This window comes from Paenibacillus pseudetheri (assembly GCF_924513355.1).
GTDB lineage: Bacteria > Bacillota > Bacilli > Paenibacillales > Paenibacillaceae > Paenibacillus_AQ > Paenibacillus_AQ pseudetheri.
This window is the reverse complement of record NZ_CAKMAB010000042.1, coordinates 24,271-41,140: the sequence shown is the minus strand read 5'-3', so window position 1 is coordinate 41,140 and position 16,870 is coordinate 24,271. Positions and strand designations below refer to the sequence as shown.

The following is a 16,870-nucleotide window of genomic DNA, read 5'->3' as shown; positions in this document are numbered from 1 at the left end:
TATAAAACATTATTAAAAAGGTGTCTCTGCCACGTAACCAACATGGCTAAAGACACCTTTTTGCCGTGCATACAATCTTTCCGATCGCCTATGATTCTACTGTTAATTGTCCCGTATCCATATTCTGAAGCACTAGCTTGCCTTCAAGGGGTGTACCATCTTCGCTGGTAAGCTTTAGCTTGCCCGTCCGACCTTTTTCAATCAACGCCTTCACTTGCGCGTCCGTGAGTGTACGACCATGATTTTCTTTCCAGATCACGAATTTGCAGCCTTCCTTGTAGTGAGAGCAGCCGTAGCCTTTTTTACCCATGAATATCATTCCACCGCAGCCGGGACGCGGACAGTTTCCGATGACCTTAGGACCTGAATTGGCGGATTCCTCTTCACTACTTGCCTTGCGCTTTCTCGGCGCCGCAGGTTTGTCGCTGGTTTTACGGGATGTACTTCCAGTGCTTCGCCCTTTAGCACCTGTATTAACAGAAGGCGTCTCCCCTTCAAAAGAGGTTTTGGACGCCCGAGATTGTACTCGTACTTTATCCACGATCATACAGGCAAATCTTTTTACATTCTCCATAAACTGCCCGTCCGACGCCGTTCCTCTGGAAATTTCGTTCAAGCGACGTTCCCATTGTCCGGTCATTTCCGGTGAAGTCAACAGCTCAATACCCGCTCCACGAATTAGTTCAATGGCTGTGCGTCCTTTTTGCGTGATAGCAATTTTTTTACCCTGCATTTCAATGTATCCGACATTCTTCAGCCGTTCTATCGTTGCTGCGCGGGTAGCCGGAGTTCCAAGCCCTGAATCCTTCATAGCATCGCGAAGCTCTTCATCCTCAATCTGCTTTCCGGCACTTTCCATCGCACGAAGCAGCGTACCCTCTGTGTAATGCTTGGGTGGCTGAGTATCTTTCTCTTTAACTATAGCATCACTACAAACCACTTCTTCTGCCGGAGCAATAGAAAATGGTTCATTCACTTCGATCTCTTCGTCCTCTTCCTCATCCTTGTTCTTACCCTTGGAAGATTTCGCTTTATCCTTCTTCTGGTCCGCGTAAATGACCTTCCAGCCGAGGCTTAACAATTCCTTGACTGTGGTTTTGAACTTTTCCTCTTCTACCTCGGTCATCACCGTATGCACTTTATACTCCGCTGCCGGATAGAATTGAGACAAAAAGCGCCGTACAATCAAATCATACAGCTTTCCCTCATCTGCACTAAGTCCTGATGCTTTACGATATGTAGGCAAAATCGCGTGGTGATCCTCAACCTTTGAGGGGTTGCAGATAAATTTATTCCCTTTATGAACGAGATTGCGATTTGCACCCTTCACCCACTCATCATAAGCCGTCCCTTGCAGCGCAGATAACGTCTTATGCATCTCAGGAATATTCTGTTCTGTAACATAGTTGGAGTTCGTCCGCGGATAAGAGATCACCTTATGCTTTTCATATAACGCTTGAGCAATATCGAGCGTCTTTTTTGCGGAAAAAGCGTACTTTCCATTCGCCTCCCGCTGCAGCAGCGTTAAATCGTACAGCTTATTCGGATACTCTTTCGTTTCCTTAACCTCGTAAGACTCAATCCGGCCCGGTTTTCCTTTGACCTTGGCAGCTAGCGCCTCCGCCTTATCCCCATCAGTCAGCCGATCCCCCTGCCACATGCCTTTATAGGTCATTTCATTCTGGGTAAAATGTCCCTCCACCTCAAAAAACTTTAGGGAAGAGAACGCCTCAATCGTCTTCTGACGGTCATAAATCAAGGCGAGCACAGGCGTTTGAACTCTACCTACGGACAGCAGCACATTATGTTTTGTAGTAAATGCTCGTGAACCGTTCATGCCGATGAGCCAATCGGCTTCACTGCGTGCTTTTGCCGCTTTGGTTAAATTCTCGTACTCCGATCCATCCTTCAGCTCCTGGAATCCTTTGCGAATGGTCTCTGGCGTCAGATCCGAGATCCACAACCGCTTCACAGGATGCTCCAGCTTCAAATGTCGTTGAATGAGTGAAAAGATATGCTGCCCTTCTCGCCCGGCATCGCATGAATTCACTAGAAGATCACTACGTTTCGCAAGATCTCCTATTACCTTGAGCTGGTCGATTGTCCGCGCATTAGGAACCAGTTTGAACTGGTCTGGAATAATGGGCAGATCATTAATGTTCCACTTTTTGTATTTAACATCATAAGCATCCGGCTCGGCCAAACCGATTAGATGCCCTATTGCCCAAGTAATAATGTACTGCTCCCCTTCAAGATAGGAACGGTAATTTTTGGCCTTCGGTTCTATTGCGGCGGCGATATTCCGCCCCATATCCGGTTTCTCCGCAATAATGAGTGTTTTCAAAAACAATCGCTCCTTACCTTTTCGTTCTTAAGTCCAAAATTCGTCCAGTATTCTATTATACCATTAACCTCGGTTTTTTTTAATGGATTGGTTAGTAGGCTTTAGTAAAATTCAGACTTCCCTTAGTCTTTTCTATGATTTAGAATAGTCTGATAAACGAGTTTTATATATCGGAGGAATCAAAACGTGTCTGAAAATTACAAATTTACAGAACCTTTTACGGACAGAAACGTCCACTATTTAAAAGCAGAATGTGAGAGCTGCTTCGGTTTGTGCTGTTCCGCACTACCTTTTTCAGCTTCAGTGGATTTTGCTATGGATAAAGCAGCTGGCCAGCCATGCCATAACCTACAATCAGACTTTCGCTGTGGTGTACATACAGATTTAAGAGCGCTTGGATTTCGTGGTTGTACTGTATATGACTGTTTTGGGGCTGGGCAAAAGCTTTCTCAGGTTACTTATACTGGTGAGGATTGGCGGAAGAATCCAAAAACTGCGAAGCAAATGTTCGAGGTATTTACGGCCATGTGGCATTTGCACGAATTGCTATGGTACTTAAATGAATCATTGAACTTAGATATAACCCATGCAATACATGTTGAGCTGCAAACAGCACTCGATGAGACGGAACAACTCACTTTACTTAACCCTGATTCTCTACAGAAGGTGAATGTTGACGCTCATCGAGCAAAAATTAATCTATTGCTGCTGCAAGTTAGTGAACTTGTGCGTACTGAGGCTCGTCGTAAACTAAAAAAAGCATCGAGAACTTTCAGCCGTGGTGCTGACCTTGTCGGCGCAAATCTTAAAAATGCAGATCTCAGGGGCGCCAACCTGAGGGGAGCCTATTTGATTGCCGCTGACCTTAAAGGCGCTAATCTTAGAGGTGCAGATCTTATTGGTGCAGATTTCCGTGACACTGACCTTAGGGGAGCTGATCTATCAGAGAGCATTTTTCTAACTCAGGGTCAGATTAATGCGGCTAAAGGCGATGATCTCACAAAATTACCGCCAGCACTCTCCCGCCCTGAACAATGGTCTTCGGTTTGAATTATTATAGAAAATTAAATCAGCTGCGAAAAGAATACTTGGATACGAGAAACCGCTTCGAATATTTCTAATACCCCTTTACCCGCTGAGGCTCTTTCTAGATACTCCACCCTACCTTGTGCAGCTTCCTTACCGACCACTAGCGTTACGGGTATACCAATCAAGCTTGAATCCTTAAATTTAACGCCAGCACGTTCATCCCTATCATCTAGCAGCGTCTCAAAACCGAGCTTAGTAAGTTGATTATAAAGCTCCTCTGCAACTGCCAGTTGCTCCGAGTCCTTTATGGACATCATCAAAATATGAACCTGATAAGGTGCTAATGCAACTGGCCACATTGTTCCTTGATCATCATGATTCTGTTCTACAATTGCGGACAATAGACGCGAGATTCCAATTCCGTAACAACCCATGATCATAGGTTGACTTTTGCCTGAACGATCTAAAAAGGAAGCTCCAAGCTTCTCACTGTATTTGGTACCTAATTTAAAGACATGTCCGATTTCAATGCCTTGATGAAAATGAAGAACGCCATCCTCGCAATGTGGACAAGATTCTCCTTCCGCTACATTGCGAAAATCCCCTACATGCTCAAGCCCAAAATCTCTACCAGGTACAACATTACGGAAGTGATAATCTTTTTCTCCTGCTCCCGTCGTACCTTCAGTCATCTCAGCAACTGCGGCATCAACTAGTACAGTTAATTGAAGTCCCACAGGCCCCACAAACCCACTCTCTACACCCGTTAAGGATTTCACAGCTTCATAGTCAGCAAGCCCGATCTCCATCGCTCCGATATATTTACTCACTTTTATCTCATTAACTTCATGATCTCCTCGAACCACTACAGCAAAGAATTGTCCGCTACCTTCGTAGATCAATGTTTTCATAATCTGCTCTGGCTGGATCTCCAACTCCTGCTCTAATTGATCAATTGTGCGTAAATTTGGAGTATGGAATTTCTCTTTCGCTGGTACTTCGAAATTCATTTCCTTCTTATCAGGACGCACAGCTTCTGCCTGTTCCAGATTGGCTGCGTAATCGCAAGAGGAACATACCGCAATCGTATCTTCCCCGATATCAGCCAGTGCCATAAATTCATGGCTGCCCCCTTCTCCGCCAATTGCACCAGAATCTGCATGAACAGCTCTGAACTTCAATCCACATCGCTTAAATATCCGGTGATAAGCATCGAACATTTGGTGGTATGATTTATCAAGTCCTTCTGAGCTTATGTCAAAAGAGTACGCATCCTTCATTAAGAACTCTCTTCCTCTTAGTAATCCGGAACGTGGTCGCCGTTCATCTCGAAACTTAGTCTGAATTTGATACACGGTAACAGGAAGCTTACGATAGGAGCTGATCTCATTCCGCACAAGTGTGGTTACAACTTCTTCATGCGTTGGACCGAGAATGAATTCCCGCTCATGACGATCCTTAAAAGTCATCAACTCCTTACCATAAACATCATAGCGTTCTGATTCTTTCCAAAGTTCCGCAGGCTGCATGGATGGCATTAAAATCTCCTGCGTCCCGGAATGATCCATCTCTTCTCTCACAATCGCTTCTATCTTTCGCAGAACCCGCCGTCCAAGTGGTAAATAGGTATACACTCCAGCAGCTAATTGACGGATATACCCCGCACGTAGTAGTAGCTGATGACTGTTTGTCTCCGCTTCCGAAGGCACCTCACGCAGTGTTGTTAATAATAAATTGCTTTGTCGCATCTTAAATACCCTCCCCATAAATTATCTCTCTAAATGCAAAAAGACACATTCGTCAGGGACGAATGTGTCGTGATACCACCCTTATTCAACTGCCAGCTCAACATACAATCCATTCTGATTTGGCAATCCTCAAATCGGATAACGGTCGATTCCGGTAGCGGGTTAGTAGATACTATCGCTACAGCTACCAAGGCAGGATACCACTCACACGTGTTTGAGGAACCTTTCACCCGGTGGGTTCCCTCTCTGTTCTAACGCTTCTTGAATCGTAGATCCTTGGTCAATGCTTTTATCATGTGAATAATGCTTAAACAAGAACGGTAGAACCCATCAGGTATTTATCCACTTCACGCGCAGCTTCGCGTCCTTCGTTAATGGCCCAAACAACCAAGCTTTGACCACGTCGCATATCGCCAGCAGCAAATACTTTATCCACATTCGTATTGAATTTACCATAACGTGCTTTCACGTTGGAACGACGATCTGTCTCAAGATCAAGCTCCTGAATAATATCTTGTTCTGGGCCATCAAAACCAATGGCAATCAGAGCAAGTTGAGCAGGGTATATAGCTTCGGTGCCTGGAACAGGTTGATAGATCTTACGACCTGTCTCATCCACGATCCGGCGGATCTGTACAGTATGCAGCTCTTTCAAGTTACCGTCATCATCACCAACAAATTTAGTAGTCATGATAGAGAACTCACGCGGGTCATCCCCAAATATGGCTTTAGCTTCTTCTTGCGCGTAGTCTAGGCTATATACATTCGGGAATTGTGGCCAAGGGTTAGCAATCGGATCACGCTGAAGAGGTGCTTTTTCATGTGTACCAAATTGAGTGATACTGCTGCAGCCATGACGAAGTGCTGTAGCAACACAGTCAGATCCAGTATCACCGCCACCCAAGACGATCACGTCTTTACCTTCAGCAGATACATAGTTGCCATCTTCAAGATTGGAATTCAAATAGCTCTTAATCGTACCATTTAAATAGTCCATGGCGTACATAACACCCTTAAGCTCACTGCCTTCAACGTTAAAACGACGTGCCTTTGTAGCTCCACCACACAGAACAACCGCATCATACTCATCCACTAGCTGTTGAGCAGGAATATCCTTGCCAATCTCTGTATTCACCACAAAATTAATACCTTCAGCAGCTAATAAATCTACACGACGTTGTACAACTCTCTTATCGAGTTTCATAGTGGGAATGCCATATGTCAGCAGTCCGCCGATGCGGTCACTGCGTTCAAATACAGTTACAGTATGTCCAGCCTTATTAAGTTGAGCTGCTGCTGCGAGTCCAGCAGGTCCAGAGCCTACGATTGCAATCTTTTTGCCTGTACGTTTCTCTGGAGGATTAGGTACAACCCAGCCTTCTTCAAAACCCTTATCAATAATAGCTAGCTCAATGGTCTTAATGGTCACCGGCTGTCCAATTAGACCCACTGTGCAAGAGCCTTCGCAAGGAGCAGGACAAATGCTTCCAGTAAACTCAGGGAAATTATTCGTCTTATGCAGACGTTCCAGTGCTTCTTTCCATAGTCCGCGGTACACCAAATTATTCCACTCTGGAATTAGATTGTGAACTGGACAACCCGAGGTTCCTCCAGCCATATCAATTCCTGTATGACAATAAGGCGTTCCGCAATCCATGCAGCGCGCTCCTTGTGTCTGAAGCTCGTCCTCGGATAAATGATGGTGGAACTCCTCCCAGTCTTTTACCCGCTGCTCAGGATCCCGATCACCTGGGAGCTGCCGTTTATACTCCATAAAACCTGTAGGTGTAGACATGTTTACGTTTCCCCCATCCGTTCTCTTCATGTTGAAGTATAGTACATTGTAGCATATTGCGGCTTCGTATGGTCGTGAGCAGCGCAATGAAGTACCTGCACATTCTATACCTGTAGATTATCATTTCTAATTTTAATTATAGTAGCACTCATTACTTTTGCACAGTAATGGATTAATCTACTGATTTTTTGTACTATTTCACATGTTATGTCAGAGAAAACGTTTTATTACTATTCCGTACGTTCATAAACAAGAAAACGGTAATCATACGGATTCTTTTCATCACGAATTCCCTTCTTATTGGAAACCTCTTTCCACACACTCCAGTCAATATCAGGAAACCGGGTATTTCCTTCAAAATCCTGTTCAATTTGCGTTAACATCAACTTATCAGCATATGGCAACATCAGCTTATAAATTTCCGCACCGCCGATCACCATCAGCTCATCGTCTTTTCTGCCCTCACTGAGAGCTTCCTCAAGCGTGTGTACAACCTCTGCACCTTCAGGAGCATAATCAGTATCTCTAGTCATAATTAGGCTTGTTCTGCCCTTTAGAGGCTTCCCTCCGAGCGAATCCCAAGTTTTGCGGCCCATAAGCATTCTCTTCCCCAGTGTTTCCGCTTTGAAATAAGCGAAATCAAGCGGTAAATGCCAAGGCATATCATTATCTTTTCCAATAACATGATTGGTGCCCATTGCCCATATTAAGCTGATACTCATGAAAAAAACTCCTTCCTACTATAAAGATCCAAAAATCTTGATAACAATTAATTTACACTGCGATCGGCGCTTTTATCGAAGGATGCGGATTGTACCCTTCAATTACGAGGTCTTCCAACTCAATATCAAAAAGTGATTTCTCATTTGAATTAATAACCAATGTAGGCAATGGTCTTAAGTCTCTTGATAATTGCTCTTTTACTTGATCAACATGGTTTGAATAGATATGTGCATCACTAATGCTATATACAAACTCGCCTACTTCTAGACCACACTCATGTGCTATTAAATGTGTAAGTAATGAGTAAGATGGGATATTGAAGTTAGCTCCAAGAAAAGAGTCCGCGCTGCGCTGCAGCAAGTGACAGCTTAATTTACCATTTGCAACATAGAACTGGAACATAACGTGGCAAGGCGGTAACGCTGCTTTACTCCCTTTTGCCCCAGCATTTATAACATCTTCCGGGTTCCATGCGCTTACAATTAAACGACGAGAATCAGGATTTGTTTTGATCTGATGAATAACATCTTGTAATTGGTCAATGGATTCACCCGTAGAAGATGTCCAATTTCGCCATTGCTTACCATAAACATTCCCTAGGTCACCATGCTTCGCTGCGAACGCATCATCTTCTATGACACGATCACAAAATGTTTTCATCTCTGCTTGATAAACTTGATTGAAGTCTTCATCAATTAAACAACGATTCCCGAAATCAGTCATATCTGGACCCGTATATTCGTCTGATTCAACCCATCTTTTGAAAGCCCATTCATCCCAGATATGATTATTATTTTTCAATAAATAACGGATGTTTGTGTCGCCTTTTATAAACCATAATAATTCACTTGCGATTAAACGGAACGGTGTCCGTTTTGTTGTAAATAATGGGAAGCCTTTTGATAAATCAAATCGCATTTGATAACCAAATACACTAATTGTACCCGTTCCGGTACGATCTTCTTTTTTTACACCATTATCTAAAATATATTGTAAAAAATTCAAATAGGTTTGTTCTAACTCATTATTCAATTTACTGCACCTCCGTAATATTTCACCTCATATATTATATCTGAAAAATTGATTTTTGTAGAAGGTAATATTTTTTAAAAATTTATTTAATAATCTGAGGAGTTCACTACTCCGATATCCTTAACTCTACTCTAACCCCATAAGCACGAAGTGAGGCTTGTCCACCTACAGGGAAAGTAATCATAGGGGATGTATGTCCAAAGTCCACGTCCGCAATGACAGGAATGTCTGATAGTTCTTCTTTCGAAGTTATGATTTTGATCAACAGATTCTTAGTCATGCGTGATCCTTGTTGGAACCTGCCAATTACCAATCCTTTGACATGCTGAAAATCCGGTTGATGAATCAGCGATTGTAAATCCCTGTCAAAGGTAGCAGGCGATGACTCATAATCATCCTCTAGAAATAATATCGAATTTTTTAAGCTTGGCATATACTCCGTACCCTGCAAAAGATTTAAAGTACAAAGGTTCCCACCGATAATTGTCCCTTTCGCTTCTCCATCATTGATAATGAACGGGCCCTCATTTCTGATAAATACACGGTTCTCCTGATCCCGATACCACTCATCATCACTCCAATGCTTCGAAGGCTTCACCACTATTTCTTTGTTGTCCATCATCAGCTTACGGAAATATTCGGTGGTATATTCATTGTCGTGAAGCATTGCGAAGCTAGAAAAATGTGGTCCGGAATATGTAACTAATCCTGTTTTAGCATAGATTGCATTACTTAAAGCAGTAATATCCGAATACCCGCATAATCGTTTAGGATGCCCAGCAATGATGGAATAGTCGATAAAACGTAGCAGTTGATTGCTATTAAAGCCTCCAATGGTCGTAAGGATTCCTTTAACATTCGGATCTAAAAAAGCTTCGTGCAAATCCTCCACTCTAGATTCGATCGATGAGGAAACAAAATCATCCTTCTCAAAGGAATTTACGGAAAATGATATCCGAAAACCTAACTTTTGTAGCTGTTCTTTGGCAATTTTCCTTTGTTCAGCAGCGATTAACGACAGACTTCTGGCAGGTGAGATGATTCGCAACTCATCACCAGGCTTTAACTTATTGGGTTTCATCAATTGTCCTCCCTATATAAGTTTTTAAAATACGGATGAATGATTTTATAGTGTATTCGCTCCATTTGTTTCATCTCCTCCCATTATATCTTTTTTCAAAAAAGTGGAAAACTCAAAAAGGCGAAACGCAAATGCGTTCCGCCTTTCAGTGCCTGCTAGAGCAATTGGGTAGAGAAATTATTATTTCATAACGTGAATAGGATGACCTTCAACCAGTTCAGCAGCTTCCATGACGATTTCGCCAAGGGTTGGATGCGCATGAATAGTCAAAGCGATATCTTCAAGTGTTGCGCCCATTTCAATAGCCAAACCAAGTTCAGCGATCAAGTTAGAAGCTTCGATCCCAACGATTTGTGCACCAAGCACAAGATTGTTTTCGGAGTTAGCAACAATTTTGATAAAGCCTTCTGGGCTGTTCAAAGATACTGCGCGGCCATTCCCTGCAAATGGGAACTTGCCAGCTTTCACTTTGTAGCCTTTGTCTTTCGCTTCTTTCTCAGTCAAACCAACGCTTGAGCACTCAGGATCTGTAAACACAACTGCTGGGATGACTTTGTAGTCAACAACAGATGTAAGTCCTGCAATCGCTTCTGCGGCAATCTTACCTTCGTAAGAAGCTTTGTGAGCCAACGCCAGACCTGGAACAACGTCGCCGATAGCGAAGATGTTAGGAATGCTTGTGCGACCTTGGTGATCGACTTTGATCAATCCACGCTCGTCGAGCTCAAGACCGATCAGGTCTAGTCCAAGTTCACCATCAGTGTTAGGACGACGTCCTACAGTAACAAGCAAGTAATCCGCAGTAACTTCTTTGGATTCGCCACCAACAGAATATTTCACGGTAACTTCCTTGTCGTTCTGTACAGCACTTTCGGCTTTAGCGTTAGTTACGATTTCGATGCCAGTTTTGGCCATGTTTTTCGCAACAAGACGAGTCATATCTTTATCGAAGCCTGGAAGTACAGTATCCAAACCTTCGATGATTGTTACTTTGGTACCGAATTTGGAGTACATTTGGCCAAGCTCAGCACCGATGTATCCACCACCGATTACGATCATGCTCTTCGGAATTTCTGGAAGCTCAAGAGCTTCAGTCGAAGACAGAATGCGTCCACCGAATGGGAAAGGCTTCAGTTCAATCGGACGGGAACCTGTAGCAATGATACAGTGCTTGAAGCGATAACGTGGGGATTCATGATCATTGAACACACGTGCTTCTGTGTCGCTGATAAACATGCATTCGCCGTTAAATACTTCAATTTTGTTGCCTTTCATCAAGCTAGTCACGCCGCTAGTCATTTTCTTAACTACGCCGTTTTTGAACTCTTGCGTTTTAGCAAAATCCACTTTAACGTTCTCAGCAGTAACACCGAAAACTTCACCATGTTTAGCAGATTCAAACTGATGTGCAGCAGCAATCAGTGCTTTAGAAGGGATGCATCCACGGTTCAAACATACACCGCCGAGTTCCGATTTATCCACGATGAGGACTTTTTGGCCGAGCTGGGCGGCACGAATTGCCGCCACATACCCACCAGGACCTGCACCAATAACCAATGTGTCAATATCTAGAGAAGCGTCTCCTACTACCATAATTATACCTCCATAACCAGCAGCTCAGGATTATTGAGCAGCGATTTAATGTAGTTCATAAAGTTTTGAGCAGTCGCACCATCGATAATACGGTGGTCAAAGCTGAGTGACAACGCCATTACAGGAGCAACTACGATTTCACCATTCTTCACAACTGCTTTTTCACTGATACGGCCAGTTCCGAGGATAGCCACTTCAGGGAAGTTAATGATTGGAGTAAAGAACATACCGCCAGCAGAACCAATGTTACTGATGGAGATCGTGCTGCCCTTCATTTCGTTAGCAGACAATTTACCGTCACGACCACGAACTGCAAGGTCAGTGATGCTGCTAGCGATCATCCAGATGCTCTTACGGTCAGCATCTTTGATAACTGGAACGATCAAGCCGTTTGGTGTATCAGTAGCGATACCGATATTGTAGTATTTCTTGTAAACAATTTCGCCTGCTTCTTCATCAATCATAGCGTTAAGCGCTGGGAATTGACGGGAAGCCGCAACCAATGCTTTAACGATGAACGGAAGGTAAGTAACCTTAACGCCTTTTTTCTCAGCGATTGGTTTCATACGTGTACGGAATGCTACCAGTTCAGTAACATCTACTTCGTCCATAATTGTAACGTGTGGTGCAGTGTAAGCCGATTTAACCATTGCATTGGCGATCGCCTTACGAATGCCCTTGTATGGTACACGTTCTTCTTCAAGACTAACATTACCGCTCGCTGCTGCAGGTGTTGCTTTAGCTTCAGTTTTAGCAGCCTTAGGAGCTTCAGAAGCTGCCGCTGCTGGTGCTGCCGCAGGTGTTGAACCACCTTTCAAGAACGCTTCAACATCTTCACGAGTGATTTTGCCGCCTTTTCCAGTTCCGTTCACTTTAGAGATATCCACTTTTTGCTCACGAGCAAATTTGCGAACGCTTGGTGTAGCCAATACATCACGGTCAGGCGCTGGAGCTGCACTAACAGAACCGCCTTGTTTAGCATCAGAAGGGCTAGTTGCTGCTGGGGAAGAAGTGGTATTCGCACTTCCTTTCGCTGCATCTGCTTCTGCGGAAGCATGACCTGCTTGTTCAGGAACGTCACCTTCTGCAGCTATGATAGCTACAACATCGCCAACACGGCATACTTGACCATCTTTAGTCAGAACTTCCAACACAGTACCGTTCACTGGGCAAGGAACTTCAACTACTGCCTTGTCATTTTGAACTTCCATGATGATATCATCATCGGTTACTTTGTCACCGGCTTTGATATGCATTTTGATGATTTCACCTTCATGCAGACCTTCACCCAGTTCTGGGAACCGATATTCAAAGTTCGCTGATTTAGCATTCGCAGGAGCTGGTGCAGCAGGTGCAGGTGCAGCTGGAGCTTCTTCAGCAGCATGACCTTCTTGCTCAGGCACGTCGCCCTCAGCTTCGATAATAGCTACAACTTCGCCAACACGGCAAACTTGGCCATCTTTAGTCAAAACTTCCAACACGGTACCGTTCACTGGACAAGGCACCTCTACTACCGCCTTATCATTTTGAACTTCCATTACGATATCATCATCCGTTACCTTGTCACCGGCTTTGATATGCATTTTGATGATTTCACCTTCATGCAAACCTTCACCTAGTTCAGGGAATCGGTATTCAAACTTTGCCACTTTGAAAACCTCCTTGTGAAATTGGGACTGATCTTATGGTTAGAATTCAGAAGAAGAAACGACGTTGTCATCCATAAAGGATGACAACCGTTTCTCATAGAAAAGTATTTTAGAAATCCAAAACTTTCTTCACGCCTGCAATAATACGTGCAGGGTTTGGAAGCCATGTATCTTCAATTTGCGCGAATGGATATACTGTGTCTGGGCCTGCGATACGAAGCACAGGTGCTTCCAAGTGCAGCAATGCTTTTTCGTTAATTTGTGCAATAACCTCAGCAGCAACACCGGAGCTCTTTTGAGCTTCTTGAACTACGATAGCACGGTTAGTCTTCTTCACAGACGCTACAATAGTGTCGATGTCAATTGGACTTACAGTACGAAGGTCAATAATTTCAACGTTAATGCCTTCTTTTTCGAGTTGCTCGGCTGCTTTGGTAGCTGTATGTACCATCAGCCCGTAAGTAATGATAGATACATCAGCACCTTCACGTACTACGTTAGCTTTTCCAAGTTCAACAGTGTATTCACCTTCTGGCACTTCAGCACGGAATGCATGGTAAAGGTTCAAATGCTCCATGAAGAATACAGGGTCATTGTCGCGGATAGACGCGATAAGAAGTCCCTTAGCATCATATGGGTTTGAAGGAATTACTACTTTAATACCCGGGCTTTGTGCAATCAAACCTTCGAGTGAATCTGTATGAAGCTCAGCTGCCTTAACTCCGCCACCAAAAGGAGTACGGAATACGACTGGAGCATTATATTTACCGCCAGAACGCCAGCGCAGACGTGCCGCTTGAACAACGATCTGATCCAGTGCTTCAAAGATAAAACCAACGAATTGAATTTCTGCAATTGGGCGGAAGCCTTGTACACCAAGACCAAATGCCAGACCACCGATAGCGGACTCAGCTAGTGGAGTATCAAAAATACGATCTTCGCCAAATTCCTTTTGCAGCCCTTCCGTTACACGGAAAACGCCACCTACATTACCAACATCCTCTCCGAAGATAAGAACGTTAGGGTCACGATTCAGTTCAACGCGCATCGCGTCGCGGATCGCTTCTTTCATATTCATTTGTGCCATTGCCTGATATCCCCCTTATTCAAAATCGGCTTTTTGCTCTTCCAGATGTTTAGGTGTTACTTCGAACATGCTGTCGATCAAGCCAGGTATTGTCATTTTTTCGGTTTGTTCAGCTTTTTTAATCTGCTCGTTAACAGTAGCTTTCGCTTCGTCTTTCACGCGCAGCGTATCTTCTTCAGTCCAAAGACCTTTCTTCTCCAAATACTTGGCAAGACGGTTGATTGGATCCTTTTCACTCCATTGTCCTTCTTCTTCTTTCGAACGATATTTACTTGCATCGTCAGAAAGGGAGTGTGGACGGAAACGGTAAGTTACAGCTTCGATCAATGTAGCACCTTCGCCATTACGTGCACGCTCAGCAGCGTCACGAACAGCACTGATTACTGCAAAGATGTCCATGCCGTCAACTTTAATTCCCGGGATACCAGCTGCAACCGCTTTGTGAGCGATCGATTTGGAAGCTGTTTGTTTTGCGAATGGAGTCGTAATCGCGTAACCGTTGTTTTGAACAAAGAAGATAACAGGCAGTTTAAAGCGACCAGCAAAGTTCAAGCCTTCATAGAAATCGCCTTCAGAAGAACCGCCATCACCAGTGTAAGTAATTGCAACACTCTTTTGTTTCTTCAATTTAAAGCCCATTGCAATTCCTGTAGCGTGCAGGATTTGCGCGCCGATGATAATTTGTGGCATCAATACATTAACGCCATCAGGAATAGCTCCACCATGTTGGTGTCCACGGGAATATAAGAATGCTTGGTACAACGGAAGTCCGTGCCATACTAGCTGCGGAATATCACGGTAGCCTGGGCATAAGAAGTCTTCTTTCTCCAAAGCGTACTCGCTACCAATCATAGTAGCTTCTTGACCGGATACCGGTGCGTAGAAACCAAGACGGCCTTGACGACCAAGATTTACTGCACGATCATCCCAAGTACGGGTAAATACCATACGATACATAATTTCTTTCAGTTGATCGTCGGTTAAATCAGGCATTTTATCCTTGTTGATAATTTCTCCATCCGGGGAAAGTACCGTTAGAGCCTCGACGTCCTCTGTATACACTTCATAAGGAACTTTACTCATTATCTTCACCTCAATAAAAAAATTTGAATATCAGCTGCCTCTGTTATAATATTATTATACACCTGTTTAGTTACTTTCGTCAAAGAAATACTTATAAAATTTATATTCCTTTAAATTTTGTATGTATAACAGGTGACCTATTTTTATATAACAGTTTATAACTTCCGAAACAAGTAAATGATTAATCACACAGTTACTCAGCTATTTATTTTAGAGCATACCGTTGTGTATTGCAAAACTCGACAAGAAAGGTGACGTGGCAACTATGAGCGATTCTGTTTTTCTGAAACGCACAATTGTAAAAGAAACACTTTGGAGTAAACATCTGCAGGAGGAACGTAAATTACGCATCTATCTCCCTCCCGGCTACAACGAAGTCTTAAGCTACCCAGTGGTGTACTGCCAAGACGGCGAAGAGTTCTTTAACTTTGGCCGCATCGCTACACTCGCTGGACGTCTTATTATAGAAGAAGACGTGGAGCCCTTCATCATTGTTGGTGTCGAAGTAGACGTCACTGTTCGGACTCAAGAATACGCTCCTTTTGGTAGCAGATTCAAGCAGTACTTATCTTGCTTTTCCGAAGAGATTATTCCCTTCATTGAACAAAAATATCCTGTACGTCGTACTCCGGATGAACGAATCCTAGCCGGTGATTCACTTGGGGGCAGTGTATCACTCCATCTTGCACTTGCTTATCCTGCGATCTTCACACGCATCCTCAGTCTTTCCGGTGCATTCTATCCTGAATCCCGCGACATGCTGGCTAAAGAAGAAGATCTCTCCTGGCTCAACATTAATATGGTCGTTGGTCTGCAGGAAACAGACTACAAAACGGATACTGGCATTTATGATTTCGTTCAAATGAACCGAGAAACAAAAACATTGCTTGAATCACGTGGAGCAACCGTATCCTACCGAGAGAAAGACGGACATCATCTCTGGGGCTTCTGGCAGAAAGAGCTACCAGAATCACTACTCTATTTCTTAAACGCATAATGACCTATTGATAGTAGTAAATAGTGAACATCTAAAGAACAGTATGTAGATTACTTGATTACGCTTACAGTTAAACCAAGCAACTTTCCTCGATTAACCATATGAAACATACAGAGGGAGCTGTAATCCGAATGGGTTACAGCTTTTCTCTTATCATTCTTTCCAACAATATATCACAGCCCGCATTGATCAAATCATATACTTGTTCAAAATTACCTGTAAAATATGGGTCCGGCACTTCGCGCAGCTCCTCCTCAGGCAATAAATCCATGAAGAACATTAGCTCGGCGTCTTTCCCGCCAGGAATCTTTTGAACATTCTCTCCATTAGACTTGTCCATACAGACGATATAGTCAAATTTTTGAAAATCTTCACTGTCGACTAGCCGTGCTAACATGTTCTCATAGCTAATGTCGTTCTGATCAAGGATACGTCTTGTTCCTTCATGCGGCTCTTTTCCTATATGCCAATCTCCAGTTCCCGCTGAGTCTACAAGAATCTTATCAGAGAGTTCTCGTTCATTAATCTTATGCCGGAGAACAGCCTCCGCCATAGGTGATCGACAAATATTACCCAGACATACAAACAGTACTCTAACGATTTCGTTCACCTCCCAGTTGTTAAACCTAAATATATGTGAATTTATACTCAAAAGATTACACACTATCATTTTAGCGTTCTCGAGGTCAATTGTGCAACCTTTCGATCT

General features: G+C 43.5%; 13 protein-coding genes. 2 read left to right on the top strand and 11 right to left on the bottom strand.

The window, feature by feature from the left end; translation table 11 throughout:
* Positions 1 to 88 precede the first annotated feature (88 nt).
* Complete coding sequence (locus L1028_RS25845; protein ID WP_234540832.1) at positions 89 to 2,344, bottom strand: type IA DNA topoisomerase; 2,256 nt, start codon at positions 2,342 to 2,344, stop codon at positions 89 to 91.
* A gap of 186 nt (positions 2,345 to 2,530) precedes the next feature.
* Between L1028_RS25845 and L1028_RS25840 the strand changes: the two genes are divergently transcribed.
* On the top strand, positions 2,531 to 3,394 hold the full coding sequence (locus L1028_RS25840) for a pentapeptide repeat-containing protein (protein WP_234540831.1): 864 nt from the start codon (positions 2,531 to 2,533) through the stop codon (positions 3,392 to 3,394).
* A 14-nt stretch (positions 3,395 to 3,408) separates the two neighbouring features.
* Here L1028_RS25840 and L1028_RS25835 read toward each other — a convergent pair whose 3' ends face one another.
* The 9 genes from L1028_RS25835 to pdhA form a co-directional block, all read right to left on the bottom strand.
* Positions 3,409 to 5,121: a proline--tRNA ligase gene (locus L1028_RS25835; protein WP_234540830.1), complete on the bottom strand. Its 1,713-nt coding sequence runs from the start codon at positions 5,119 to 5,121 to the stop codon at positions 3,409 to 3,411.
* Between the two features lie 307 nt (positions 5,122 to 5,428).
* Positions 5,429 to 6,916, bottom strand: coding sequence for a glutamate synthase subunit beta (locus L1028_RS25830; RefSeq protein ID WP_234540829.1), 1,488 nt, complete (start codon positions 6,914 to 6,916; stop codon positions 5,429 to 5,431).
* A gap of 230 nt (positions 6,917 to 7,146) precedes the next feature.
* Positions 7,147 to 7,638, bottom strand: coding sequence for a dihydrofolate reductase (locus tag L1028_RS25825; RefSeq protein WP_149647325.1), 492 nt, complete (start codon positions 7,636 to 7,638; stop codon positions 7,147 to 7,149).
* Positions 7,639 to 7,690: 52 nt separating this feature from the next.
* Positions 7,691 to 8,671: a thymidylate synthase gene (locus L1028_RS25820; RefSeq protein ID WP_234540828.1), complete on the bottom strand. Its 981-nt coding sequence runs from the start codon at positions 8,669 to 8,671 to the stop codon at positions 7,691 to 7,693.
* A 106-nt stretch (positions 8,672 to 8,777) separates the two neighbouring features.
* Positions 8,778 to 9,752 carry a S66 family peptidase gene (locus tag L1028_RS25815; RefSeq protein WP_234540827.1) on the bottom strand — a complete coding sequence of 325 codons (975 nt, stop codon included), beginning with the start codon at positions 9,750 to 9,752 and terminating at the stop codon, positions 8,778 to 8,780.
* Between the two features lie 180 nt (positions 9,753 to 9,932).
* On the bottom strand, positions 9,933 to 11,345 hold the full coding sequence (gene lpdA / locus L1028_RS25810; RefSeq protein WP_042188806.1) for a dihydrolipoyl dehydrogenase: 1,413 nt from the start codon (positions 11,343 to 11,345) through the stop codon (positions 9,933 to 9,935).
* Positions 11,346 to 11,347: 2 nt separating this feature from the next.
* Entirely contained in the window at positions 11,348 to 12,994 is a 1,647-nt protein-coding gene (locus L1028_RS25805) for a 2-oxo acid dehydrogenase subunit E2 (protein ID WP_234540826.1), read from the bottom strand.
* Between the two features lie 109 nt (positions 12,995 to 13,103).
* Positions 13,104 to 14,081: an alpha-ketoacid dehydrogenase subunit beta gene (locus L1028_RS25800; protein WP_234540825.1), complete on the bottom strand. Its 978-nt coding sequence runs from the start codon at positions 14,079 to 14,081 to the stop codon at positions 13,104 to 13,106.
* Between the two features lie 15 nt (positions 14,082 to 14,096).
* Positions 14,097 to 15,164 (bottom strand): pyruvate dehydrogenase (acetyl-transferring) E1 component subunit alpha, encoded by a 1,068-nt coding sequence (pdhA, locus tag L1028_RS25795; protein ID WP_042188812.1) that lies wholly within the window; start codon positions 15,162 to 15,164, stop codon positions 14,097 to 14,099.
* 265 nt (positions 15,165 to 15,429) lie between these two features.
* On the opposite strand from pdhA, the gene L1028_RS25790 reads away from it, so the two are divergent.
* The gene (locus tag L1028_RS25790) at positions 15,430 to 16,161 is read left to right on the top strand and encodes an alpha/beta hydrolase (RefSeq protein ID WP_234540823.1); all 732 of its coding nucleotides are present in this window, start codon (positions 15,430 to 15,432) and stop codon (positions 16,159 to 16,161) included.
* 136 nt (positions 16,162 to 16,297) lie between these two features.
* Here L1028_RS25790 and L1028_RS25785 read toward each other — a convergent pair whose 3' ends face one another.
* Entirely contained in the window at positions 16,298 to 16,762 is a 465-nt protein-coding gene (locus L1028_RS25785) for a low molecular weight protein-tyrosine-phosphatase (protein ID WP_234540844.1), read from the bottom strand.
* Between the last annotated feature and the right edge of the window lie 108 nt (positions 16,763 to 16,870).

What these genes read in the sequence shown, in the direction of transcription:
- L1028_RS25835 (WP_234540830.1), bottom strand. Translation starts at nt 5,121, where the DNA reads ATGCGACAAAGCAATTTATTATTAACAACACTGCGTGAGGTGCCTTCG.
- L1028_RS25830 (WP_234540829.1), bottom strand. Translation starts at nt 6,916, where the DNA reads ATGTCTACACCTACAGGTTTTATGGAGTATAAACGGCAGCTCCCAGGT.
- L1028_RS25825 (WP_149647325.1), bottom strand. Translation starts at nt 7,638, where the DNA reads ATGAGTATCAGCTTAATATGGGCAATGGGCACCAATCATGTTATTGGA.
- L1028_RS25815 (WP_234540827.1), bottom strand. Translation starts at nt 9,752, where the DNA reads ATGAAACCCAATAAGTTAAAGCCTGGTGATGAGTTGCGAATCATCTCA.
- lpdA (WP_042188806.1), bottom strand. Translation starts at nt 11,345, where the DNA reads ATGGTAGTAGGAGACGCTTCTCTAGATATTGACACATTGGTTATTGGT.
- L1028_RS25800 (WP_234540825.1), bottom strand. Translation starts at nt 14,081, where the DNA reads ATGGCACAAATGAATATGAAAGAAGCGATCCGCGACGCGATGCGCGTT.
- pdhA (WP_042188812.1), bottom strand. Translation starts at nt 15,164, where the DNA reads ATGAGTAAAGTTCCTTATGAAGTGTATACAGAGGACGTCGAGGCTCTA.
- L1028_RS25790 (WP_234540823.1), top strand. Translation starts at nt 15,430, where the DNA reads ATGAGCGATTCTGTTTTTCTGAAACGCACAATTGTAAAAGAAACACTT.